Origin of the sequence: Enterococcus sp. DIV1375a (assembly GCF_051712205.1) — a bacterium.
In the GTDB taxonomy this organism is placed as follows: domain Bacteria; phylum Bacillota; class Bacilli; order Lactobacillales; family Enterococcaceae; genus Enterococcus; species Enterococcus faecalis.
The window spans coordinates 1,904,881-1,928,874 of sequence record NZ_JBIOOM010000001.1 but is presented as its reverse complement, the minus strand read 5'-3'; the positions used below and the strand labels follow the sequence as shown (position 1 = coordinate 1,928,874).

General features: G+C 35.3%; 20 protein-coding genes and 1 other annotated feature. Of the genes, 15 read left to right on the top strand and 5 right to left on the bottom strand.

Features of this window, described 5'->3' with window-relative positions:
- Nucleotides 1-61: 61 nt before the first annotated feature.
- From IGJ63_RS09355 to IGJ63_RS09315, 9 genes are all read left to right on the top strand, one after another.
- The gene (locus IGJ63_RS09355; RefSeq protein WP_438746345.1) at nucleotides 62-2,572 is read left to right on the top strand and encodes a glycosyltransferase family 2 protein; all 2,511 of its coding nucleotides are present in this window, start codon (nucleotides 62-64) and stop codon (nucleotides 2,570-2,572) included.
- 67 nt (nucleotides 2,573-2,639) lie between these two features.
- Nucleotides 2,640-5,093 (top strand): UDP-N-acetylmuramate dehydrogenase, encoded by a 2,454-nt coding sequence (murB, locus tag IGJ63_RS09350; protein ID WP_010827634.1) that lies wholly within the window; start codon nucleotides 2,640-2,642, stop codon nucleotides 5,091-5,093.
- A gap of 17 nt (nucleotides 5,094-5,110) precedes the next feature.
- Nucleotides 5,111-5,509, top strand: a complete 399-nt coding sequence (gene cpsH, locus IGJ63_RS09345) for a lipoprotein CpsH (protein ID WP_002382696.1) — start codon at nucleotides 5,111-5,113, stop codon at nucleotides 5,507-5,509.
- Nucleotides 5,510-5,567: 58 nt separating this feature from the next.
- Complete coding sequence (gene glf, locus IGJ63_RS09340) at nucleotides 5,568-6,707, top strand: UDP-galactopyranose mutase (protein WP_002382697.1); 1,140 nt, start codon at nucleotides 5,568-5,570, stop codon at nucleotides 6,705-6,707.
- The gene (locus IGJ63_RS09335; protein WP_002419508.1) at nucleotides 6,691-8,076 is read left to right on the top strand and encodes an ATP-binding cassette domain-containing protein; all 1,386 of its coding nucleotides are present in this window, start codon (nucleotides 6,691-6,693) and stop codon (nucleotides 8,074-8,076) included. Before glf ends, IGJ63_RS09335 begins: the two co-directional genes overlap by 17 nt.
- Nucleotides 8,076-8,888, top strand: a complete 813-nt coding sequence (locus IGJ63_RS09330) for an ABC transporter permease (RefSeq protein ID WP_002362627.1) — start codon at nucleotides 8,076-8,078, stop codon at nucleotides 8,886-8,888. Before IGJ63_RS09335 ends, IGJ63_RS09330 begins: the two co-directional genes overlap by 1 nt.
- A gap of 662 nt (nucleotides 8,889-9,550) precedes the next feature.
- Nucleotides 9,551-10,201 carry a diphthine--ammonia ligase gene (locus tag IGJ63_RS09325; RefSeq protein WP_101731698.1) on the top strand — a complete coding sequence of 217 codons (651 nt, stop codon included), beginning with the start codon at nucleotides 9,551-9,553 and terminating at the stop codon, nucleotides 10,199-10,201.
- 87 nt (nucleotides 10,202-10,288) lie between these two features.
- Nucleotides 10,289-10,516: a hypothetical protein gene (locus tag IGJ63_RS09320; protein WP_002362220.1), complete on the top strand. Its 228-nt coding sequence runs from the start codon at nucleotides 10,289-10,291 to the stop codon at nucleotides 10,514-10,516.
- Nucleotides 10,517-10,720: 204 nt separating this feature from the next.
- Nucleotides 10,721-11,452, top strand: a complete 732-nt coding sequence (locus IGJ63_RS09315; RefSeq protein WP_002382703.1) for an HAD family hydrolase — start codon at nucleotides 10,721-10,723, stop codon at nucleotides 11,450-11,452.
- A gap of 23 nt (nucleotides 11,453-11,475) precedes the next feature.
- Here IGJ63_RS09315 and IGJ63_RS09310 read toward each other — a convergent pair whose 3' ends face one another.
- The 5 genes from IGJ63_RS09310 to IGJ63_RS09290 all read right to left on the bottom strand — a co-directional run bounded on the left by IGJ63_RS09310 (nucleotide 11,476) and on the right by IGJ63_RS09290 (nucleotide 16,751).
- The gene (locus IGJ63_RS09310) at nucleotides 11,476-12,588 is read right to left on the bottom strand and encodes an SHOCT domain-containing protein (RefSeq protein WP_002415882.1); all 1,113 of its coding nucleotides are present in this window, start codon (nucleotides 12,586-12,588) and stop codon (nucleotides 11,476-11,478) included.
- 101 nt (nucleotides 12,589-12,689) lie between these two features.
- Nucleotides 12,690-13,241, bottom strand: a complete 552-nt coding sequence (locus IGJ63_RS09305) for a DUF5067 domain-containing protein (protein WP_257877984.1) — start codon at nucleotides 13,239-13,241, stop codon at nucleotides 12,690-12,692.
- Nucleotides 13,242-13,463: 222 nt separating this feature from the next.
- Nucleotides 13,464-14,273 carry a TPM domain-containing protein gene (locus tag IGJ63_RS09300; RefSeq protein ID WP_101731696.1) on the bottom strand — a complete coding sequence of 270 codons (810 nt, stop codon included), beginning with the start codon at nucleotides 14,271-14,273 and terminating at the stop codon, nucleotides 13,464-13,466.
- Nucleotides 14,270-15,415 (bottom strand): ATP-binding protein, encoded by a 1,146-nt coding sequence (locus tag IGJ63_RS09295; RefSeq protein WP_101731695.1) that lies wholly within the window; start codon nucleotides 15,413-15,415, stop codon nucleotides 14,270-14,272. The genes IGJ63_RS09300 and IGJ63_RS09295 overlap by 4 nt, the downstream gene beginning before the upstream one ends.
- Before the next feature lie 103 nt (nucleotides 15,416-15,518).
- Entirely contained in the window at nucleotides 15,519-16,751 is a 1,233-nt protein-coding gene (locus IGJ63_RS09290) for an SPFH domain-containing protein (protein ID WP_101731694.1), read from the bottom strand.
- A gap of 207 nt (nucleotides 16,752-16,958) precedes the next feature.
- On the opposite strand from IGJ63_RS09290, the gene pbp4 reads away from it, so the two are divergent.
- From pbp4 to argS, 6 genes are all read left to right on the top strand, one after another.
- On the top strand, nucleotides 16,959-19,001 hold the full coding sequence (gene pbp4, locus IGJ63_RS09285; RefSeq protein ID WP_101731693.1) for a penicillin-binding protein PBP4(5): 2,043 nt from the start codon (nucleotides 16,959-16,961) through the stop codon (nucleotides 18,999-19,001).
- A 115-nt stretch (nucleotides 19,002-19,116) separates the two neighbouring features.
- Nucleotides 19,117-19,836 (top strand): tRNA (adenosine(37)-N6)-threonylcarbamoyltransferase complex dimerization subunit type 1 TsaB, encoded by a 720-nt coding sequence (gene tsaB / locus IGJ63_RS09280; protein WP_002362637.1) that lies wholly within the window; start codon nucleotides 19,117-19,119, stop codon nucleotides 19,834-19,836.
- Nucleotides 19,808-20,362 carry a ribosomal protein S18-alanine N-acetyltransferase gene (gene rimI / locus IGJ63_RS09275; RefSeq protein ID WP_180758863.1) on the top strand — a complete coding sequence of 185 codons (555 nt, stop codon included), beginning with the start codon at nucleotides 19,808-19,810 and terminating at the stop codon, nucleotides 20,360-20,362. The genes tsaB and rimI (IGJ63_RS09275) overlap by 29 nt, the downstream gene beginning before the upstream one ends.
- A gap of 7 nt (nucleotides 20,363-20,369) precedes the next feature.
- Nucleotides 20,370-20,834 (top strand): ribosomal protein S18-alanine N-acetyltransferase, encoded by a 465-nt coding sequence (rimI, locus tag IGJ63_RS09270; RefSeq protein ID WP_101731692.1) that lies wholly within the window; start codon nucleotides 20,370-20,372, stop codon nucleotides 20,832-20,834.
- Nucleotides 20,831-21,877 carry a tRNA (adenosine(37)-N6)-threonylcarbamoyltransferase complex transferase subunit TsaD gene (tsaD, locus tag IGJ63_RS09265; RefSeq protein ID WP_101731691.1) on the top strand — a complete coding sequence of 349 codons (1,047 nt, stop codon included), beginning with the start codon at nucleotides 20,831-20,833 and terminating at the stop codon, nucleotides 21,875-21,877. Before rimI (IGJ63_RS09270) ends, tsaD begins: the two co-directional genes overlap by 4 nt.
- A 42-nt stretch (nucleotides 21,878-21,919) precedes the next feature.
- Nucleotides 21,920-22,123: a binding site (T-box leader), on the top strand.
- 72 nt (nucleotides 22,124-22,195) lie between these two features.
- Entirely contained in the window at nucleotides 22,196-23,887 is a 1,692-nt protein-coding gene (gene argS, locus IGJ63_RS09260) for an arginine--tRNA ligase (RefSeq protein ID WP_438746338.1), read from the top strand.
- Nucleotides 23,888-23,994: the final 107 nt, after the last annotated feature.

The following is a 23,994-nucleotide window of genomic DNA, read 5'->3' as shown; positions in this document are numbered from 1 at the left end:
CGTTTAAATCAAGATATTTTGAGTATACAACTATAAATGATAAGTGAGGGAAATTTGTTTTATGGAAAATGTGAAAGTGTCAGTCATTGTACCCGTCTATAACGTAGAAACCTATTTAGAAGAGGCATTAATGAGTTTGAAAAACCAAACATTGAAAGAAATTGAATTCTTAATTATTAATGATGGCTCTACTGATAATAGTCAAAAAATTATTGAAGAAATTGCACAAGATGATCCACGTTTTCGCGTTTTCAATGTTAAAAATGGGGGAATTGGAAAAGCCTTTAACTTGGGTGTTTCAGAAGCAAAAGGTGAGTATATTGCTGAATTTGAAAGTGACGATTATGTAGCGTTGCATGCCTATGAGCGTTTATACAATACGGCTAAAAGTCATCATGCAGATGTTGTCCGTTGTAACTGGGTTGAATTTTCTTCGGAAGAAGAGGTTGAGCGAGATATATTATGGCAACATCCCGATAAATACAATCAATTGATTGACTTAAAAACAACGGATTTAATTGTACAAGTTTATCCATGGAATGCCATTTATAAAAAAAGTATGATTGAGAAAGAAAACGTAACTTGGGATGAGGAAATTAAAAGTTATGGGGACACTGGTCTATTTTGGAAAATCAATTCAGCATCTCAGAATGTTATTTTTATTAAAGATTGTTTGTATTTTTATAGACAAGACAACCCAAATTCGACAGTAAATAATGTGGCAACAAAGGTTCCTTTCTTGTTTCAACAATTTAAACTAATTCGTTCAAACTTAATTGAACAAAATAAATTTGAACGCTACAAAGGTTATTTTTATAAACAAATGTTCGAAAAATACTTTTGGGCGATTGAAAAACTAACACATTTACGTGACGAGTCGGTTTATGAAGTGATTCAAAAGGTGGCTGTAGATTTTAAACAAGCTATAGAAATAGACCAGCTGAATGATATCGATTTTGAATACATCAAACAATTTTATCAAATTGCGAATGATCCAGTAGCTTATTATGAGGACTACTTGAAGAATCTGTATAAAGTTAGTGTAGTCATGCCGATTCACAATGCGTCCAAATATTTAAGACAAACATTAGAAAATGTTTGTGAGCAGTCTTTACGTGAGATTGAAATCATTTTAGTAGAGAATGGCTCTACGGATAATACAATGGATATTATTAACGAATTTGCAGTAAAAGATCCGAGAATTATGGGGATTTCTATTGGTAAAAGTAATCCTGGACACGCAAGAAATGTGGGCATTTCGATGGCACGAGGCCGGTATTTACAATTTTTAGATGCAGATGATCATTTTGAAGTGAATTTATTACAAGACGCTTATTATCGTGCATATGATAGTGCAACAGATATTCTTTTATTTGGTATGAAAGAAAAATTGCCAAATGGAGAAGTGCACGTGGTTCACAATCCATTACTAACTAATGGCGGACGTATGTCTGGTGAAGAAATTTCATTGGATGAAGTAACTCCTTATTTATATGACAAATTATTTTTATTAGAATACATCAAAGAAAATAACTTGGTAAACTTAGAACAATTTGTTGGCGAAGACGCTTATTTCACTTATACCGCATTATTAGGTACTGAAAAAATTGTTGCACTAAACAAATATTTGCTGACTCGAATTGTTAGACAAGATGGCTTGATGTCTACGTATGGAATGAATTATCGTGATGAGTTCAATTTACATGATAAAATGTTGGAGTACTTAAAACAACATGCTCCAAATCGGATTGAAGCATATCGTTTAAAAATTATTAATACATTAAACTGGTTTATTTTTGACATGAATCGTGTTGATCAAGCATTTAAAGAACGTTTCTATCAAGAATTAAAAGAGAAATACATCCAACAATTAGGGCTAGACTTAGTGAAAAAAGAAAAATATTCTAATGATCCAGAACAAGTAGAGCGTATCACACGAATCCAAAATATTTTACAATACAATCTAGAAATATATCAAAATATTTATAAAGATTTTGGGATGAAAAAAACCTTCATTATTCCGAATGTTCATATTCAAGAGCGTGGAGGTAAAGTAATTTTTGGACAAGAGAAAGCCCATGGAAATGGGACGGCAATTGAAATGTTTTCAATTATTATTGCAGATAACGATACAAGTAATGCCAGTGGAGTGATTGATTTCGTTTATATGGGTGACAATACAAAAATAATTCATGATAGTTTATTAGTATCTTTATTAATTAAAAAAGAAGGTACTACTTTAAAATCGATTGTTTTACAAGCCGAGTGGGAAAAAGGCTATACCTTACTACAAGAAAATATGTATTATACTTTCGTAGACAATGTTTTTACAATTTGGGCGGGCTATACTCAAAAATATGCAGCATTTGATTACAGTGTTCGAATTTTGACCTCTCGAGAAGGGGAAACACATTTTAGTGTCGTTCGACAAAACCAAGGCTATATCCAAGATACAATGACAAGTATCGGTAACGAATTAACACCTATCAATAAAATTGAAGGAAATGAACCTACAACAATTAAAAAAGCTGTATCAAAAAGTCTTAAAAAAGCAAAAGGGTTGTTGAAATAACATGTAAAAAAGATTCTTAAACATGAACGAATAATAAGTAATTAACAGAGAAAGTAGGAGCGGAAGAATGAAAAAAGCAGCAATTATGGGCTGGTGGTATAACCAAAATTATGGATCAATCTTAACATACTATGCTCTAAACAAGTATGTACAGAATAAAGGGTACGAGACGGTTATGATTGATGGACCACTAGGTTATAAAAACAGAAGTAACTTTCGAGCATGGATGCCTTTAGCGTATAATTTTTTTAAGAAAAATAATATGCCCTATACTGAACAATTAACAAAAGAAACGTTACCGACATTGAATGATTTAGAAAATCTAGATACCTTTATTTTAGGCTCTGATCAAATGTGGAATCCGTGGAATGGTTGGGTAGACGACGATGATTTCTTAGATTTTGTTTATCCTCGTAATAAAACAATTGCTTATTCTGTTTCATTAGGAAAAGCAGATACAAGTAAATATGATCCCAAATGGGTTGCAAACCGCAAAAAAGATATTACACAGTTTAATCATGTTTCTATGAGAGAAGATTTTTCTGTACAAATTATGAAAGATATTTTTCAAGAAGAAGTTATTCAGGCTTTGGATCCAACCTATCTTGTTGAAAGAAGTGAATATGATTCTTTAGCTGATCAAGCTACGTTTAAACGACAAGAATCAGGAGATTATATGGCTGTCTTTTTCTTGGATATTAACAAGGAAAAAGTTCGTGTAGCACTAGCGATCGCAGAAAAATTGGGACTGAAATTAGTGGTCTTGCCTAATCCCTTAAAAGGACGTGAACTAGCGAAAAAAACGTTTCCTAATACAGTAGAATATGTTTCTGAAGATACACCAGAAAATTTCTTAGCTGTTTATCGAGAAGCCAAATATATTATTACTGATTCGTTTCATGGCACTGTTTTTGCGACTATTTTCCAAAAACCGTTTTCAATTTTTTATAATGAACAACGTGGAATTGACCGCTTTAATAGCTTGATGAACCTGTTTGAGCTTGGCGAAACTAGACGTGTCTATGAGCAAAACACAAAACAAGAAATTGAAGAAAATAAAAATATTAGTTTAGCACTTGACTATCAAAAGACCGCTGGAAAGATTGCTAGAGAAAAAGAGATTTCAGATAAGTGGTTAACTGATGCGTTGACAAGTAAATTTAGCCCAGATGAAGACGAAGTATATGATGAATTTAGACGATATATTATCAATAAACCTTTGGATTTTTATCGAGCTAAAACAACTGTTCCGATTTCCGCAGCAATTATTTTATCGCCAAATGGTACGATAAAAAATTCCAACCCTAATGAAAGCTTTTGGAAGCTAACAGATAAAGAATTAATTTTTATGAATAATCATCGTGAAGTCACCACAAGATTTAATCGTGAAAAATTTAAGGGAAAAGAAACGTTCAGTCCTTTTAGAATCGTCGGCAAATATGTGAAAGATGAAAAAATCGAACATGTTATGTATTTGCATCCGATACAAAAACCTAAGCCTAAACCGAAACAAGGTACAGAAAAGAAAGCATTAGCAATTCCAGAGAATCTTTTAACAAGAAAACAATTAATTATGAAAATTGTACAAAATAAGAGAATTCGTTCGTGGAAACAAGATCTTTTAGAAGAATTACCAGATTTGGAATTATTTGTAGGTCGTGAGTTAAAAGAATATGCTTCGAATTTCGTTGGTGGTCCAGCAGACCTTTTAATTTTTCCAAAAACGATAGAAGAAGTTGCTTTAATTGTAAAATATGCTAAAAATAATCAAATTCCTTTAACTGTTATCGGTAAAGGTTCAAATATTTTAGTCCGTGATGGTGGTATCCGCGGGATTACTTTAAATATGACTGCGTTGAATTATCGTAAAATTACGGGGAATGTTTTAACAGTTTCGGCAGGTGCAAGTTTAATTGAAACATCTTATTATCTACTAGAACACTTGAAATGCGGTTTAGAATGGGCAGATAATATTCCAGGAACCATTGGTGGCGCAGTTTATATGAATGCTGGGACAGTTAAGGATATTAATAGTATGTTTCTTGAAGCTACGATTGTAGATGAAAATGGAGAAATTAAAGTTTTAAATAAAGAAGATGTTCAATTTAGTCATCGCTATAGTTCATTTATGGATCATCCTGAGTGGATTATTCTAGAAACTAAATTACAGATTTCAGAAGGTAATTTAGAAAACATGGTAAATGACATGGTAGGAACTGTCGAAATTAGAGAAAGGATGCACCCACTAACACATCCAAATCATGGGTCAACTTTTACTTGGGGACGGGCGCCTCGATTAATTCAACAAGCTGGCTTAGTTGGTACTAGAATTGGCGGAGTAAAAGTATCTGAAAAACATCCAGGTTTCTTTATCAATGTTGAACAAGCCTCTGCTCAAGACTATGAAGCATTAATTTATTTAATTATTGCAAAAGTTTATGAATTTTCTGGATTTTTATTAAAACCAGAAGTGAGAATTTTAGGTGCAAATATGTGGGAAGCAAGTTTAACTTTTAAATAAACGGAGGAGTGTGTGACATGAAAAAAATAATCACGATAATTGTGTCTTTAGCAATTGGTATCGGTTGTGGTTTTTGGTCAGGATATTACATCAGTAAAAAATATTCAGAAAACCAAGAGACAACTATTTCTAAAAGTACTAACTCAGAACAACCTTTGATTGCAAATGGAGAGTATCAAGTAACAGCTAATTGGGATTGGAAAACATTAGTTGTTAAAGATAATGTGTGGACACTGGATGGCAAACGTATTTATGATGTTTCCACTACAAATGATAATATTGTGATTTTAAAGGGAAAAAATTTGAAATCACTTGTAGTTTATAAAATAGAAAAAGATAACGAAAAAATCAACTTATATTCTTACACAAAAGAAGGCGTTGGTAAAAAAGTACTGGCTACTTTAGTGAAAAAATAAATAATGCATTTAGTGTTTGAAATAAATTGAAAGTAACTTTGTTAGGAGAAGTTAGTTAATGAAATACAATACGAAAAATTATGACTATTTAATTGTTGGTTCAGGACCTTTTGGGGCAACGTTTGCATGTGAAGCAGCTAAACGAGGAAAAAAAGTATTAGTTATTGAGAAACGTGCTCATATTGGTGGCAATATGTATACACATAAAGAAAATGGCATTAATGTCCATGACTATGGTGCTCATATTTTTCATACTGACAATAAAGAAGTATGGTCTTATGTCAATGAATTGACGGAATTCAATGGCTACATCAATCAAGTAGTTGCTAATTACAAAGGAGAGCTCTACAACCTACCATTCAATATGAACACGTTCTACCAAATGTGGGGGGTAAAAACGCCAGCTGAAGCACAAGCAAAAATTTCAGAGCAACGGGAGGCAGCTGGGATTAAAGGAGCTCCAAAAAATTTAGAAGAACAAGCGATTCGTTTGATAGGAACGGACATCTATGAAAAATTAATTAAAGGCTATACAGAAAAACAGTGGGGACGTAAGGCTACGGAATTACCAAGTTTTATTATTCGTCGTTTGCCAACTCGTTTTACTTTTGATAATAATTACTTTAACCATCGCTATCAAGGCGTACCTGTCGACGGTTATACAGCTATGTTTGATAAATTATTAGAGAGTGAATTAATTGATATTCAATTGAATAAAGACTTTTTGGCAGAGAAAGAAACTTACTTATCAGAGTTTCCAAAAATTGTTTATACAGGGATGATTGATGCATTCTTTGATTATTCTTATGGCGAACTAGAATATCGTTCAGTACGTTTTGAAAATGAAACAGTAGATTCAAACAATGCACAAGGTAATGCCGTAATTAATTATACAGATGCGGAAACTCCCTATACACGGATAATGGAATGGCGACATTTTGATCAAAAGGCCGATGAAAACAAAACAATTTTGACGAAAGAATACCCACAAGATTGGGATCGTTCAAAAGAAGCGTATTATCCTGTTAATGATGAGAAAAATTCGCTTTTGTTTAGAAAATACAAAGAAAAAGCAAACGCTCAAGAAAAAGTTATTTTTGGTGGACGTTTAGCCAATTACCAATACTATGATATGGACCAAGTTTTCGGAGCAGCTTTGAAGGCAGTCGCTAAAGAATTTGGTGAAATGGCCAACTAGTGAACGGTTAGACTCGGAGGAACAAATGGAAAAAGAACTGAAAGTTAGAACAAAATTACTTACCAAAGAATACAGTTTAGCGCAAACACGTATTGACAAATTGAAGACACTTTTTAGTATTTTTCAAAACAAAGTTCCCACATTTTGGGCGTTAAAAGGTGTTAGCCTCGACGTATATTCTGGAGAAACAATTGGTATTATTGGTTTAAATGGTTCAGGCAAATCCACTTTATCAAATATTATTTCAGGCATCACCCCTCAAACATCAGGAGAACTTGAAATAAATGGTGAAGTGTCAATTATTTCGATTGGTGCAGGACTAAATAATAATTTGACAGGACGAGAAAACATTCGAATGAAATGTTTAATGTTGGGAGAAAAAAATAAAGAAATTGATGCCAAAATCGATGATATTATTGAATTCTCAGAATTGGGTGTTTTTATCGATCAGCCTGTTAAAACTTATTCTAGCGGTATGCGTGCTAAGCTTGGTTTTTCAATTGCGGTTCATCAAAATCCAGATATTTTAGTGATCGATGAAGCGTTATCTGTAGGAGATCAAACCTTCTATAATAAAGGCTTAAAAAAAATGCTTGCATTTAAAGAGCAAGGCAAAACTATCTTTTTTGTCTCTCATTCTATTCAACAAGTAGAGCAAATTTGTGATCGTGTCGCTTGGATGCATTATGGGGACTTACGTGCATTTGGTGAAACTAAGCATATTTTAAAAGAATATCGTGCTTTCTTGCACCGTTATAATCATTTCACTGAACCGCAAAAAGAATCGTATCAGAGAGATGGCAAGGCCAAACAGAGAAATTTTTCTTTGGAACAACTTCAAGAAACAATTCTTGAAAAAGCCAATCAACAAGTAGGCAGTCGCCGGACGACTAAAGAAGTCATAAAATTTACTACTAAAAATAAGATTGGGGATAAAATGACTCTTGGTACGAAGAGCTTGTTAATTTTGCTACTTTGTATGATTTTTTATGTAAGTCTTACCTTTGTAAAGGGTATTTCATTAACAACAGCTTTCATTCATCCAGCGGAAACAATTCAACGTATATTTGTTCCTGAGAAAGTAGCAGGGAAGGATACAAACGCTGTGAAAACTACTAAAACTAAACCAGCTTCAACAAAAGAATCTAGGCAGCAGGAGGAAGTTCAGCCTAGCTCAACGAACGTACCAGAAAATAATAATAGCGAACAAGCTGTGTCAACGTATACTGTGGAAGTTGGAGATTCAGTCAGTTTGATTGCTGAAAATCACGGACTCACTATAGAACAACTTCAAACTTTGAATCCAGAAATCATTGAGGTACCTATTTATCCTGGACAAGTGTTGAAATTGAAAGAGGTGACTGAATAATGCGCGAGGTAAAATTAATTTTAGCGGAACAGTTTTCATACTTAGGCGTTGCACAACGAATTGCTAAATACAGTAATAAAGCATTATACCAAAGCCACATCTTAGGAAATTTATGGCAAATTTTAAGTCCTTTAATTCAGTTAGGTGTCTATTATTTTGCTTTTGGGATTGCCCTTGGTGGTGCTCGAACCGTAAAAGGAGGAGTATCCTATATCGCTTGGTTGATGGTAGGATTAAGTACATGGATTTTTTTAAGTACAGTAACGAAACAAGCTTCTAGTTCTGTTTATATGCAAGTTGGCATGGTCTCTAGAATGAAGTTTCCAATAAGTATTTTGCCAATGGTTAAAATATTTTCTGAGTTACCAAGTTATTTTGCATTCACTACGTTAGCAGCAATTGTGTCAATCTCGACAGGCGAAAAGATTTCTATTTATTGGATTCAGCTACCTTACTATATTGTAGCGATGATTATCTTTTTATATAGTTTTAGTCTAATTAATTCAACGATTGCTGCATTAATTAGGGATTATCAAATTTTCTTGAATTCTATTATCCAAGTATTAATGTATATGTCAGGGGTCTTTTGGGATTTGAGTACAAAGAACTTACCGTCTTGGTTATCAAAAATTCTTATGTTGAATCCTTACGCATATATTATTAATGGATTTCGAGATACATTTTTCTATAAAAGATGGTTTTTTGAAGATAAGCCCCAGCTTGTTGTTTTTTGGCTAACAACATTAGTAATATTTATCGTAGGAGCTCATTTACATGTTAAGTTCAGAAGCAAATTTGTTGATTATATGTAATATATGAAGAAGTAAAACCACCGTATACTGACAAGAATACGGTGGTTTTACTCTTTAATTGACAATAGCCTTCTCTTTAAAGAGAAGGCTATCTAACGAATCAATATTATTATTTTAAAGTTGGATCAGACTATTTCTAGTATTCAAGTATTTTTCATTTAAGCGATGTATTCCCTACCTCTAATACATCCTTGTATCTCTCTAGACACGCCAGTTTTGAATAAAATCATCAAAACAATTGAATGGTTCGTTTAAAAATATTTTTCGTGTTCTAATTATTATAACATAAAACTCGTCAACTGACCACTAGCTGACGAGTTCATAATTTTTCCAGATAAATAGACAGCCGTTTTCCGCCGACTGTCTAAGATTAAGATAGATTTGTAAAGAAGTGAATAAATGCTTCCTACTATCTCTTTATAACATGAGGAAAAGAAAACTGCAAAAGATAGCTGTGTTTTTTGAAAAAAAGATCAGCTGGTTTCCGCCAGCTGATCATCCGTTGAAAAGAGATATAAAGAAGTGAATAAAGCTTGCTTTACCTCTATTTTATACCATGTTTTGATTCAAATAACTATTCAGTATTAGTTATACTTAAATAATAAATATGTATACGGATGTATTATTTTGAGGTATAGTCATAGAGAAAAGAGGGAACGTTTATGAAAAAATTTTGTTTAAGTTATAGCTCTGGTAAAGATTGTTTATTGGCGATGGATCGATTGATACAAGCAGGAAATCAGCCAGTAGCGTTAGTGACAACACTAAGTGATGAAATTAATCGTTCTTGGTTTCACGGGATACCAATCTCCGTCTTAGAAGCAGCGGCTGAAGCGTTAGATTTACCACTTGTTATCTCACATAACAATGAAACAAATTACACAGAAAAAGTGGTTGAGGCACTGCAGGAAACCCAAAAATTAGGTGCAGAAACGGTTTGTTTTGGCGATATAGATATTGAACAAAATGGTGCTTGGGATCGCCAAGTTGCATTAAGTGCTGGACTTAAACCACAATTACCTCTTTGGCAGGAAAATCGCGAAGCACTTGTGAAAGAATTCTTGGCAAAAGGGTACACAGCAATTATCAAAACGGTCAGCAAAGAGGCAGGCATTCCAATAAAATTTTTAGGAGAACCGTTAGATGAAACATTTATCACGTACCTTAAAGAACATCAATTAGATATTTGCGGAGAAAACGGGGAGTACCATACGTTGGTAATTGACGGCCCGCTATTTAAAAAGAGGCTCAATTATTATACTTCAGGAATTTATGAAAGTCCTTATGCTTATTCTTTGATTATTGATGCTTAAATGAAAGTAAAAGGACACAAGCTGCCACTTTTTCTAGCGATATGCTATAATTGACTTAAGAAAAGTAGAGAAAGTGAGTGGTTAATTATGGAAGAAACTGTCTTTTTTAATTTAGGAAATGCCCTTGCTTCAAAAAGAGATCAAAAAGAATTAATTAAAGAAGCCCAAATTGCGAAAGATACTCGAAAGATTCCAGGAAAACTGATTATCGTTGAAGATGAAGAAAATGGTACCCATATTTTATTTGAATTAGCTGATCAAACAGAACCGTCTGCTGAAACAAAAGAATTCAAAGTGAAAAAAGTGATTGATTAATAAAAAAGCAACTAATTTTTCTAAATTCGTAGTGCGCCCCCAAAGTTAGATTTTTTGGTCTAACTTTTGGGTCTCACTACAATTCGTTGCTTTTTTATATTTTTTTACACAAATGATACAAAAAGAATATCAAAATCAAATAAATGATTAGTATACTTGAAGAAACAAATAGGAAGCAAAGAAAACGTTTTGAGGTGTTCTTTCATGGAAAATCGAGGAATTTTATTTGATAAAGATGGTACGTGTATTCGTTTTGATACTCTTTGTCAAGCAGGTTTGAAAGCTTGTTTTGAAACACTAAGTATGTTAGCCCCTCATCATTCAGCAGAAATAAAAAAGATATTAGCTATTCAGGAGCAACGTTTTTTGCAAAAACATTTACTTGATGAAGTCCTTTATCAGGAACTTTATCAGGAATTGGCGCAATTTGAGGAATTAGTCGAACAGGGAATCAGCAGTCGATGGCTGGAGCAATTTTTTTATGATTATTTACGAAAAAATCTGAAAAAGATTGAACCAATTGGTGATTTAAAACAGTTATTTCTTGAGCTGAAACGGAAGAACTATAAAATTGGATTAGCAACTTCAGATACTTTGCCAGCGACTATGTTGATTATGGAATATCTTGGTTTAACAGAAATGTTTGATTTTATTGCGACAGGAGATCGTTACTTACCGAAACCAGATGCGGCCATGCTCCAAGCCTTTTGTCAGTCATGTCAATTGAAGCCGACAGAAGTAATTATGGTAGGTGATTCGCTCGTGGATGTTTTCATGGGAACTTGTCATGGTAAAGCGGGAATTGGTGTTTTAACAGGTAACTGCCAGTCAACTGATTTTGAAAAGTTTGAAGTAGCCTATTTTCGTGATATCCATGAAATACCTTATCAAGAATTATGGGAAAATACCAAGAATAAAAAAATCCTGAAAAGATGACGAGTCTTTTCAGGATTTTTTTATTAATCTAATTGAAGCAATTGCCGTTTCTTTTGTTGAAATTCTTCTTCTGTTAGAATTCCTTCATCAACTAACAGTTTTAAATTTCTTAACTCAGCCATTACGTCTTCAATAGCGCTAGGTGAGTTTTTTTGTGAATCAGATAGCTTTGGTTCAATCGGTTGGTTTTCATCACTCTTTATAGGAGTTGGTATTTCTTTTTCTTTTATTCGACGAACAATAGTGTCTAATGATGAAAGGGCTCGTTCGGCGTTGAAACGGGCTCTATCGATCGCTAATTGACGATCAAATTCAGTGGTTTGCTCACTAAGTGTCTTTAAAAAGGAAATAGTGATGGTTGGGCGTTGCAAATCATCTAGATTAATCAAAATATAGACACTACTGACGCGATCATAAGGTACGTTTTCTTCGGTGAAATGGGTATTTTTTTTCTCTAAAATTTTGTAATCAGCGATAATGCTTACTGGCAAAATTTTTGATGAACCAACCAGTCGAAATTTTTTTTCAGGTTCATCGAATTCAATCGAGCCAGCAATAGTTGTTGTAGGATTGAATAGCCGGTTGTCTTCTTGGACATTTCTTAAATCCGTCAATGTCCAAGTTTGGGTATATCCTTGTCCTTGGACACCGAGTTGACCTGCACATTTCTTACAGATTTGGTAATTATCTGAAGTTAAATATTTTCCTTTATTATCCTGACAAAGAGCACATAGATTTCCATAAACTTCAGCATTTTTTTCATTTGCTTTTGCGATTTCAGACTGCTTGTTTATTAACTCTTGTATTTGTTGTAAATCAGCTAAACTTTTTTTATCAACGGACCAAGTGGATACTTTAAGTTTTTTTAAACAGCTTTTTCCTACGCGATAAAAATCACTCGTAAAGTACTTGCCAGTTTCCTCTTCGCAAAGATAACATAAATTTCCCTTTGCTTGCATTGCTTGATCCTTTTTTATAATTTCTTCTTGACGTTTTATAATACTTTCCATTGTTCGATCTTTAATTTCTTTTGGTTTTAACTCTAAATGTTCTGCACAATGTTTACAGATACCGTGATTATCAAAGGTGATGATTTTACCAGGATTTAGATCACACAGTTCGCACATACTTTTCATGGGATGACTCCTTTTGGTTAAGATAAATTAATTTTACCATTCAACTCTATGAAGAACAAACCAAAAAAGCAAGTAGAACTAAGTGCCTACTTGCTTACAGACTATTTAATTGTAATTTCTTCAACAGCGATAGGATCTCCCATGCTGAACATACTGTCTCTGAAAGTAAAAGTTACAGGTTTTGTTTCATCAGCAAATTCATAAGGGTATGCTGCTTGGACAGTTGCGCCAGGATTAACTTTTTTATTTAACATGTCAATTCTATCTTTAATCGGAGAATCATTAACAATTCCATAAGTTAAATCTTCTGTTGTATCGCCGGTATTTTGTGATACGCTAACAAAGCTAGAGTATAACATTTGTACATCTTGTGCTTCCTTAGTGTTATTCGTCAAATCAAATAGTACATAAAAGATTGGTTTACCATCGAAACTTGTACCTTTTTGGAATTCGGTGATTTTTAATATACCATCAGGAACAGTCAATGTTCGATCTTTATAAGTCCCTTTATCTTCTTTAGCTTTTGTTTCAGTTGTTGCGGTAGCAGTACTTGAAGTTTTTTTAGTTTTATTAGTGTTGTTTGTTCCAGAACCACATGCACCTAAAATCAGAGTACTAATTAAAACTAATCCTAACATAGAAAATTTTTTCATTTTCACTTTACCTCCCATAGTTTAGTTAATGATTTGTAGCGCTTACTAAATAGTTGAAAACAATCCCCAATTAAATAACTTTGGACTACAAATCACTTAGTTTAAATGAAAATAAGTATACCGTCCTGTGTAAAAATAACACACCACAGTATACTTATTTTATCATTATTCCATAAAAATAACACCATTATTTTTATGAAATAATGAAAAAAGATAAAAAATCTAAAAACTTCGACCGCCGCCACCGAATGTGCCGCCGCCAGTTGAGTGGGTGGTGCTGCCACCACCGCCCATTCCGCCACTGCCGCCATTGTTTTTAGGAATACGACGAGTAGTGATGAAAGAGTTGGTTAACTGATCTGTGCGGGAGGTTAATTTTAACGTTGTTTTTTCCCTAAAAGGATATTGATAACTTGAAAATTTTAATTGATATTTAGAAATATTGATGCCTAAGAAGACCAAGCTGAGTATCAGCGCAGCAGCAAAAGCAATTACCATTTCCAGCGGGGTAATGACTTTATAACGAGTGATTTTACCTGTTTCGCTGTCCACACGATAGTGACCCCCAGGAATCCCTTTATCAACAAATGCTTGAGTTTCCTGAACAAAGGTTTGAGCAGCCGCAAAATAATTTCCTTGACTCATTCCATCCATTACTTTATCTAAGGTATCATCAATTCGTGCATCCGTCATATAATCAATCATGTTTCCAGAAGTAGAGATGTAGACTTTCCGTAAGTCCATATCAATGAGAAAAAGAATCGCATTTTGATCCTTACCAACTTTATTTAAAAGATAATGATCTGCATAGTCTTGTTCATCACCATAAGTATTATTATTTGTGGTCACAATAAAGACAGAGGCTTTGGTCTTTTCTTCTAAAGGTTGTATCTCTTGTTTTAGTTGGTTGATTTGATCAGGTGTCAGTAATTGTGCACCATCATCAATTGAATTTTCAGCCGCCGAAACGGGTAGGGCAAGGCCAAAGGCAAGAAGTATTAGGAAAAAAATAGGTAAAAGTCGTTTTTTCATAGGAAATAACCTCCTAATAAAAAGAGTGCTAAGAGTCCAGCAAAAATGCCTAACGTTGCTAGCCCTAAACGAGTGTAACTAATTGGAAGTACACCGCTTACTTTACCTGTTTGTCCATTCATGGCGTAATAATAAACCTTTTTTGATTGTTCCTGACTGCGATAGGTGACTAACCAAATTGGTAAAAGCATATAGTGATTATTTTCTTGGTTTAGAGAAATATCCGTGCGAACATTTGTCAACGTAGTATAACCAGAAGCAGAGTCCCGTAACAATGATTCCGAATAATCTTGTAATTCTTGTTGGACGTGTTTTTTGATTGCTTCATATTCAATATCGCGTTTTTCTGCTTGAAAACCTGCTAGGTATTGGCTTTTGAAAGGCACTGCTTGATCAATTAAAAATGGTTGAACGCCTTCCACCATTTTTTGTTGGACGTTTTTTGACAAGGCATTTTTAACTAATTCTTTAAACGATAATTTTCCTGAACGTCCCACATTGAAACGTTTTGTTTCGGTGTATTCAATATCACCTACGCACCAAATGCGAATACTTGTGCCAGTAGCTTGGAGTTGTCCATCGACTTCTGCATCAACGACCCAATAGGGGAAGTAAACCCCAGTTAATTTATCAATTTGATTTTTGCTGAAAAAATCTCGGGGAATGAACCATTTTTTCTTGGTCCAAGCGAGAAATTTTTCAATCGCTTCGTCTTTTTCAATTGTAAAGGGTAAGACGTTTTCTGGTAAAAATTCGCCACTTAATCGACCAGCCAAGACAACTGGATTATGGCAATAATAACAGTATGTGGCTGCTGTTGTTGCATCGGTGACAATTTGAGCGCCACAGCTTGGACAATTAAAAATTTCCATTGTGCCTGCATCGGCAGTTGTTTCATTCTCAGTGGTCTCTGTTTGTTGCGTGGCGGAGGATTCTTCTTCCGCTGTGAATGTCAAATTTTCCTCGGCGGTCGTTGTTGAGGGATTCTCTAAATGTGCCTCATGTTGCTGTTGCTCATAACGAGTCACTTCTTCTTCCGTGTAAATATTTAAACAATATTCACAATGAAATTTTTGATCTTTGGGATTAAATAAGAGCGGGCCGCCACAGTTGGGGCATTTATGGGTAAATGTTGTTTCCATTGCTACCGTCCTTTCTAATAGAGTGAGTAAATAACAGGAATCTGATTCAAAGAAAAAGGGTAGACTTGTGCCTGACCCTTTTCTTTAATTGTTCACTACTTGCTTATAAAGGAACCTCTTGGAATGGTTTACCACAATGTGGACAGAACTTAGGAATACCATTACTTAAGTCAACAATTTCGCTACATTCACTACATTTCATTTCTAATTTTGGCTTCTCGTTTGTTGGTTTTGGTGTACCACAGTTTGAACAAAACTTCCCAGTGTTTTCAGTCCCACATTGTGGGCAAGTCCAAGTGTCTGTAGACCCTTGTGCGTTTTGCTGGTTTTGTTTTTCTTGCATTTGTTGTTGGTTTGTTTGAGACGCTTGTGCAAAGTAGTTGCCATTCGCATTCATGCCCATACCAACGCCCATAAAGCCGCTCATAGCGCCACCTTCATTTTTACCAGCAGCCTCCATACCACGAGCCAAGGAACCTTGAACATAGCCTTCGCGAACACCTGGATCGCTGAGCATAGCTCCTTCATTTCGCATGTTGATTAATTTTGTTGAATCATCTGTATAAGAAATGCTCGCAACTGCTACAGAAACAATTTCCATGCCGCGATTGGTGCGCCAATCCTCATCAAGTGCAGTTTGCATATATTTGCTTAATTCAACACTTTTTGAGGGAACATAAGAAATACGTTGCCCATCAGCAGACATTTGATTGATTGCTGCTTGCAATGCTGTAATGAACTCTGCCAAATATTGTTCATTAATATCATTAATATCTACTTGCGTTTGGTTTTTAGGAATCGCATTAGTATAAAATAGTAAAGGATCTGTAATTTTAATTGAGTAATTTCCGTGTGCACGTAAGAAAAGTTCGGCATTATAAAAATTATCAAAATAGTTTAATGGCGCAGGTGTTCCAAATTTAATGCCTTTAATTTCTTGCAAGTTAATATAAAAAACTTGTTGTTTTTGTGGAGTTACGCCACCAAATTTGAAACGACTGAAGGTCTCTGCAATCGCATCTTTTAAAGAACCGTTAAACATTGAAGGCGCAGAATCATTTTTGACTGTATAATAGCCTTCTTCAGCAGTGTAATCGATGATTTTGCCCCCATCGACAAGAAGCATCATCATGTTGGGATAGACATGTACAACAGAACCATCTGTTAAAACATCGTCCGTTCCTTTACGATTAGAACCACGTTTATCATCTTTACGCACAAAAACACCTTTTGTCATGACGGTTGTGTCCCCCATATTATCAGGTTCAATAACCTCTAGCCATTGATCGGCCAAGCCACCGCCAACTGAACTTGTTGCTGCTTTAATAAGTCCCATGTTCATTCCTCCTAATAAAAAACTAATTGTTACAGCTAGTATACCACACAATGAATGCAGAGAAATCCAACGAAAGCCTGATGAAATGGAAAAAATTGATCAAACTTTATTAAGAAATTAAAAAAAGTATAGGTGAAACACAAGCATTTTAAAAAAAGTTACGTATAATAGAAGAAAAGACATATTATATAGTTAGGGGATTATTGAATGGAACGAAGCAATCGTAATAAAAAATCTTCAAAAAAACCACTTATTCTTGGTGTTTCTGCCTTGGTTCTAATCGCTGCTGCCGGTGGCGGGTATTATGCTTATAGTCAATGGCAAGCCAAACAAGAATTAGCCGAAGCGAAGAAAACAGCTAATACATTTTTAAATGTATTGTCAAAACAGGAATTTGATAAGTTACCGTCCGTTGTTCAAGAAGCTAGCTTAAAGAAAAATGGCTATGATACTAAATCTGTTGTTGAAAAATACCAAGCAATTTATTCAGGGATTCAAGCAGAAGGAGTCAAAGCTAGTGATGTCCAAGTCAAAAAGGCGAAAGACAATCAATACACATTTACCTATAAATTATCGATGAGCACTCCTTTAGGCGAAATGAAAGATCTGTCTTATCAATCAAGTATCGCCAAAAAAGGCGATACCTACCAAATCGCTTGGAAGCCGTCTTTAATTTTTCCAGATATGTCAGGAAATGATAAAATTTCGATTCAAGTAGATAATGCCAAACGTGGAGAAATTGTCGATCGTAATGGTAGTGGGCTAGCAATTAACAAAGTGTTTGACGAAGTGGGCGTAGTGCCTGGCAAACTCGGTTCTGGCGCAGAAAAAACAGCCAATATCAAAGCTTTTAGTGATAAGTTCGGCGTTTCTGTTGATGAAATCAATCAAAAGTTAAGCCAAGGGTGGGTCCAAGCAGACTCCTTTGTACCAATCACAGTTGCTTCTGAACCAGTGACAGAATTACCAACAGGGGCTGCGACAAAAGATACAGAGTCACGTTATTATCCACTGGGGGAAGCAGCTGCGCAATTAATCGGGTATACGGGCACCATTACTGCAGAAGATATTGAAAAAAATCCAGAGTTAAGTAGTACGGGTGTAATTGGTAAAACTGGCTTAGAACGAGCGTTTGATAAAGAGTTAAGAGGGCAAGATGGTGGCTCACTAGTTATTTTAGATGACAAAGAGAATGTCAAAAAAGCTTTACAAACCAAAGAGAAAAAAGATGGTCAAACGATTAAATTAACGATTGACAGTGGCGTACAACAACAAGCCTTCGCTATATTTGACAAACGTCCTGGTAGTGCGGTCATTACCGATCCTCAAAAAGGCGATTTATTAGCAACGGTTAGTTCACCTTCGTATGATCCTAATAAAATGGCCAATGGTATTTCTCAAAAAGAATATGATGCTTACAATAACAACAAAGATTTACCATTCACAGCACGTTTTGCGACAGGCTATGCACCAGGCTCTACCTTTAAAACAATTACCGGTGCCATTGGTTTAGATGCAGGGACATTGAAGCCAGATGAAGAGCTAGAAATTAATGGCTTGAAATGGCAAAAAGATAAATCTTGGGGCGGCTATTTTGCAACACGTGTAAAAGAAGCAAGTCCAGTCAATCTGCGTACCGCTTTAGTTAATTCAGATAATATTTATTTTGCCCAACAAACATTACGGATGGGGGAAGACAAATTTAGAGCAGGTCTTAATAAATTCATTTTCGGTGAGGAACTAGATTTACCAATTGCCATGACGCCTGCTCAAATTTCAAATGAAGATAAATTTAATTCTGAAATTCTTTTAGCAGATACGGGCTACGGCCAAGGCCAATTGTTAATTTCGCCAATCCAGCAAGCTACCATGTATAGTGTTTTCCAAAATAATGGAACATTAGTCTATCCAAAATTAGTTTTAGACAAAGAAACGAAGAAAAAAGACAATGTAATCAGCGCCAACGCAGCGAATACAATTGCCACAGATCTTTTAGGTAGTGTGGAAGATCCTTCAGGTTATGTTTATAATATGTACAATCCGAACTTCTCATTGGCTGCTAAAACAGGAACAGCTGAAATAAAAGATAAACAAGATACAGATGGCAAAGAAAACAGCTTCCTTCTAACGTTAGATCGTAGTAACAATAAATTCTTAACAATGATTATGGTTGAAAATTCAGGAGAAAATGGTTCTGCAACAGATATCAGTAAACCATTAATTGATTACTTAGAAGCAACCATTAAATAGAAAGAGAAAATGAACGAAACGAGGTTTCTGTAAAAAGAAACCTCGTTTTCCCTTTTTAGAAAAAGGAAAATGTGCTACAATGAAGCGACTAAATTGTAGAAGGAAAGGGATTCGTGTGCGAATTTTAGCAATAGATACATCTAACCAAACATTGAGTATTGCTGTGTGTGAAAATCAAAAAATTCTGGGAAGTTATACAGCAACGGTTAAAAGAAATCATAGCTTAACATTAATGCCGGCAATTGACTATTTGATGAGTCAATTGAACTTGGCGCCAACGGCAATTGATCGTTTTGTCGTAGCAGAAGGACCTGGATCATACACTGGCTTACGTTTAGGCGTGACGACTGCCAAAACATTGGCCTATACTTTAAAGAAAGAGCTAGTAGGCATTTCCAGTCTACAAACGTTAGCTGCCAATTGTGTTGGGCAAACCGGTTTAGTTGTGCCTCTTTTTGATGCGCGTCGTAAAAACGTCTATGCTGGTGCTTATCGGTTTGTCGATGGCGTGTGGCAAAATGAGTTACCGGACCAACATATTTCATTGCGGGAGTTATTAGAACAACTAAAAAATGAACCAAATCTTTTTTTTGTTGGTGAAGATGTTGAAAAATTCACTGAAGAAATAGCTCAAATCATTCCTCATGGGGAAATTTGTGATGTCCCGCAATGGCAAATTCCTAATGCTGCAGTTTTGGCTGCGTTAGGTAGTGTGGCTGAACCTGTTGAAAATGTTCATGGGTTCTTACCTGCATATTTGAAAAAAGTAGAAGCGGAAGAAAATTGGTTGAAGACACACACGCCTAATGGAGAAAGCTATGTGGAAAAACTTTAATTTTGTGACAAAATACTTTACAAAAAGACGGCAACGGTATATAACTAAAACCATTGCAATGAACCAGCAAGAATTTCAATTGCGTGAAATCACCTACCAAGATATTAAGGATTTACTAGCAATTGAACGTGAAGTTTATGCTGGGAAACTTCCTTGGACGATGTCTGCTTTCATGGCAGAACTTGGCTCAAAAGCGCCGCATCTCTATTTGTTAGCGGCAATTAACGGAAAAACAGTTGGCTTTATTGGTTGTCGGATTCAAGGAACGGATGCACACATTACGAATGTTGCTGTTCACACAGAATACCAAGGCTTAGGTTTAGGTCGTTCTTTAATAGAAGAAACGCGAATTTTTGCCAAGAAAAATCGTTGTGAAACCTTATCGCTAGAAGTACGAATGAGTAATGTTAAAGCCCAACGTTTATATCGAAAAATTGGCTTTGCCTCACAAACGGTGAAAAAAGGCTATTATGACGAAAATAATGAAGACGCACTAGAAATGATAATTGATTTAAAAGAAGAGTGAAGAAAAAATGTTAGTAACAAAAAAAGAAATATCTGTAGCAAATATTGGTGAAGAATTATGGCGTTTTAGTAATTCTTCTTATACAACTGGCTCCCCTTGGACAGAAACACAATTCGCGGAAGATTTTGCTCAGGAAAATAGCGAATATCTTTTTTTAGTTGAAAATGGCCAGTGGTTAGGTTATATTGCCTATCATTTTATTTTAGATGAAGCAGAAATTAGTCACGTTGTTGTGAATAGTCAGAAACAACACCGAGGAATTGGTTGTCAATTAATGAAAGCTTTTAAAGAATATGTTAAAAGTCGTGACATTACACAAATTTTCTTAGAGGTCAGAGAATCGAATACATTAGCTCAAAAACTTTATGAGAAAACAGGATTTCGGAAAGTAGCTGTTCGAAAAAATTATTATAAAGAACCGCAAGAAAATGCCTTTGTAATGTGTGCGAAATTAAGGAAGGAAGCCCAATGACAATTTTTACAAAAGAACGTAAATTATTATTAGCTGTGGAAAGTAGCTGTGATGAAACAAGTGTGGCTGTCATTGAAGATGGCGACAAAATTCTTTCCAATATCGTAGCTTCGCAAATTAAGAGCCATCAACGTTTTGGTGGAGTCGTTCCGGAAGTTGCGAGTCGTCATCATGTTGAACAAGTGACGATCTGTATTGAAGAAGCATTAACAGAAGCAAAAGTCACACCAGAAGAACTCAGTGGCGTTGCTGTGACCTATGGGCCTGGGTTAGTCGGTGCTTTATTAATAGGACTTTCTGCAGCAAAAGCATTTGCTTGGGCGCACCAATTACCACTTATTCCAGTCAATCATATGGCTGGGCACATTTATGCTGCCCGTTTTGTGGCACCGCTCGAATTTCCATTGATGGCCTTACTTGTTAGTGGGGGACATACGGAATTGGTCTACATGAAAGAAGATGGCTCTTTCGAAATTGTTGGTGAAACACGTGATGATGCAGCTGGTGAAGCGTATGATAAAGTCGGACGGGTGTTAGGGTTGCCTTATCCTAGTGGCAAAGAGATTGATGCTTTGGCCCATGAAGGCACAGATACCTATCAATTTCCACGGGCGATGCTAAAAGAGGATAACTATGACTTTAGCTTTAGTGGTTTGAAAAGTGCGTTTATTAACACGGTTCATAATGCAGAACAACGTGGTGAAGCACTGTCTACAAAGGATTTAGCCGCAAGTTTTCAGGCTAGTGTGGTAGAAGTATTAGTGACTAAAACCATTCGTGCTTGTCAAGAATATCCTGTTAAGCAATTGCTAATTGCTGGGGGCGTTGCTGCGAATCAAGGATTACGAGAAGCAATGAGACATGTAATCAGTGAACAATTGCCAACAGTAACATTACTTATTCCGCCATTAAAACTTTGTGGGGATAACGCGGCGATGATTGGCGCTGCCGCTTTTATCGAAGCTGAAAAGAATCATTTTGCTTCGTATAACTTAAATGCAGAACCTGGCGTTAGTTTTATGACAATTAGTGAAGAAGGCTAGCCAGCTAGACAAAAATTTGCTATAATGAAGCCAGTTTAACAATGACATTCGATGATAAAGAGAGTACTTATTTCAACATCAGCTTAGCGATCTTGGGAAGGTGGGAGCCAAGAGTGATCGGAATGAGGAAGCGCACTTTTAGAATTCTGCTGAAAGCAGACGGCAATCACCGTTATCGATGAAGCAGGTCTATCCAAGTAGTATAGACAATTAGAGTGGTACCGCGGGTAAATTCTCGTCTCTGACAAAACAAAATATTTTGTTTTGTCAGAGACGTTTTTGTTTTTTTATACTTACAAATTAATCAGGAGGGTTCTTATGAACAACAAAGAAATCGTAGCAAAAGCGTTACATGATGTTTTAAATGAAGAATTAACGATGGATCAAATCGAACAATTATTGGAAAATCCTAAATCTGTTGATCATGGAGATGTGGCTTTTCCAGCCTTTTCATTAGCTAAAATTTATCGTAAAGCACCACAACAAATTGCAGCAGAATTAGCAGAAAAAATTGATGGCACAAATTTTGAAAAAATTGAAGTGGTAGGACCTTATTTAAACTTTTTCATGAATAAAGAAGCAGTCAGTCAAGCTGTCATTGGCGCAGTAGTCAAAGAAAAAAACAACTACGGAAACAGTACCTTTGGTAATAATGGCAATGTTCCTATTGATATGTCTTCACCAAACATTGCTAAACCAATTTCTATGGGGCACTTACGTTCTACGGTAATCGGGAATTCAATTGCCTTTATTTTAGAAAAAATTGGGTATCAGCCAATTCGGATTAACCATTTAGGTGACTGGGGTACACAGTTTGGTAAGTTAATTGTAGCTTATAAAAAATGGGGTTCTGAAGAAGCAGTCCGCCAACAACCAATTAATGAATTATTGCGCTTATATGTGCAATTTCATGAAGAAGCAGAAGAAAAACCAGAATTAGAGGACGAAGCACGTGCTTGGTTTAAAAAATTAGAAGAAGGAGACCAAGAAGCTAATGAATTATGGAAATGGTTCCGTAGCGAGTCTCTAAAAGAATTTGATAAAATCTATTCCATGTTAGAAGTTGAATTTGATTCTTATAATGGCGAAGCCTTTTATAATGATAAAATGGATGAAATTGTTACTTTATTAGAAGAAAAACATTTATTAACAGAAAATCAAGGCGCAGAAATTGTTGATTTGACAGAATATAATTTAAATCCAGCACTTATTCGTAAATCAGATGGTGCGACCTTATATATCACACGGGATTTAGCTGCTGCGCTTTACCGTAAACGGACGTATGATTTTGCCAAATCACTTTATGTAGTCGGCAACGAACAAAGCAATCACTTCAAACAATTAAAAGCAGTCTTGAAAGAACTAGGATTTGAATGGTCAGATGATATGGAACACATTCCGTTTGGTTTAATTACTCAAGGCGGTAAAAAATTATCCACACGTAAAGGGAAAATTGTTTTATTAGAAGAAGTATTGAATGAAGCTGTTACTTTAGCAGGAAATCAAATTAACGAGAAAAATCCAGACTTAGCAAATCGTGAAGAAGTGGCGAAACAAGTAGGTGTAGGTGCAGTTATTTTCCATGACCTTAAAAATAATCGTCTAAATAATTTCGATTTTGTATTAGATGAAGTTGTTCGTTTTGAAGGAGAAACTGGGCCATATGTTCAATATACACATGCTCGTGCGATGAGTATTTTACGTAAAGCAAACTTTACACCAGACGCCACACAACGTTATGCACTAAATGACAAGGATAGCTGGGAAGTCGTGAAGTTGTTACAAAAATTCCCTGAAACTGTGATGCAAGCTGCTGAAAAATATGAACCATCTGTTATTGCGAAACATAGCATTCATTTAGCACAAGCGTTCAATAAATATTATGCCCATGTTCGGATTTTGGATGAAGATGATCAAAAAGAGGCACGCTTAGCGTTAGTTTATGCAGTAGCTACTGTTCTAAAAGAAGATTTACGTTTACTAGGGTTACATGCACCAGAAGAAATGTAGAAGTTTTTGTGAAAATTTTACTGCGTTGAACGCTAAACTTATTAAGCAAATATTAAAGTTAAGTTACAGATTGAGAAATTCATAGTAATTAAATAGCTGGGGTGCTA

Bases quoted from the DNA above. Each gene is read 5' to 3' on its own strand.
- pbp4 (WP_101731693.1), top strand. From the start codon at position 16,959: ATGGAACGAAGCAATCGTAATAAAAAATCTTCAAAAAAACCACTTATT.
- IGJ63_RS09355 (WP_438746345.1), top strand. From the start codon at position 62: ATGGAAAATGTGAAAGTGTCAGTCATTGTACCCGTCTATAACGTAGAA.
- IGJ63_RS09320 (WP_002362220.1), top strand. From the start codon at position 10,289: ATGGAAGAAACTGTCTTTTTTAATTTAGGAAATGCCCTTGCTTCAAAA.
- murB (WP_010827634.1), top strand. From the start codon at position 2,640: ATGAAAAAAGCAGCAATTATGGGCTGGTGGTATAACCAAAATTATGGA.
- IGJ63_RS09290 (WP_101731694.1), bottom strand. From the start codon at position 16,751: ATGGGACTTATTAAAGCAGCAACAAGTTCAGTTGGCGGTGGCTTGGCC.
- IGJ63_RS09330 (WP_002362627.1), top strand. From the start codon at position 8,076: ATGCGCGAGGTAAAATTAATTTTAGCGGAACAGTTTTCATACTTAGGC.
- IGJ63_RS09325 (WP_101731698.1), top strand. From the start codon at position 9,551: ATGAAAAAATTTTGTTTAAGTTATAGCTCTGGTAAAGATTGTTTATTG.
- IGJ63_RS09310 (WP_002415882.1), bottom strand. From the start codon at position 12,588: ATGAAAAGTATGTGCGAACTGTGTGATCTAAATCCTGGTAAAATCATC.
- IGJ63_RS09315 (WP_002382703.1), top strand. From the start codon at position 10,721: ATGGAAAATCGAGGAATTTTATTTGATAAAGATGGTACGTGTATTCGT.
- rimI (WP_180758863.1), top strand. From the start codon at position 19,808: ATGGAGAAAGCTATGTGGAAAAACTTTAATTTTGTGACAAAATACTTT.
- rimI (WP_101731692.1), top strand. From the start codon at position 20,370: ATGTTAGTAACAAAAAAAGAAATATCTGTAGCAAATATTGGTGAAGAA.
- argS (WP_438746338.1), top strand. From the start codon at position 22,196: ATGAACAACAAAGAAATCGTAGCAAAAGCGTTACATGATGTTTTAAAT.
- IGJ63_RS09300 (WP_101731696.1), bottom strand. From the start codon at position 14,273: ATGAAAAAACGACTTTTACCTATTTTTTTCCTAATACTTCTTGCCTTT.
- glf (WP_002382697.1), top strand. From the start codon at position 5,568: ATGAAATACAATACGAAAAATTATGACTATTTAATTGTTGGTTCAGGA.
- IGJ63_RS09305 (WP_257877984.1), bottom strand. From the start codon at position 13,241: ATGAAAAAATTTTCTATGTTAGGATTAGTTTTAATTAGTACTCTGATT.
- cpsH (WP_002382696.1), top strand. From the start codon at position 5,111: ATGAAAAAAATAATCACGATAATTGTGTCTTTAGCAATTGGTATCGGT.
- IGJ63_RS09295 (WP_101731695.1), bottom strand. From the start codon at position 15,415: ATGGAAACAACATTTACCCATAAATGCCCCAACTGTGGCGGCCCGCTC.
- tsaD (WP_101731691.1), top strand. From the start codon at position 20,831: ATGACAATTTTTACAAAAGAACGTAAATTATTATTAGCTGTGGAAAGT.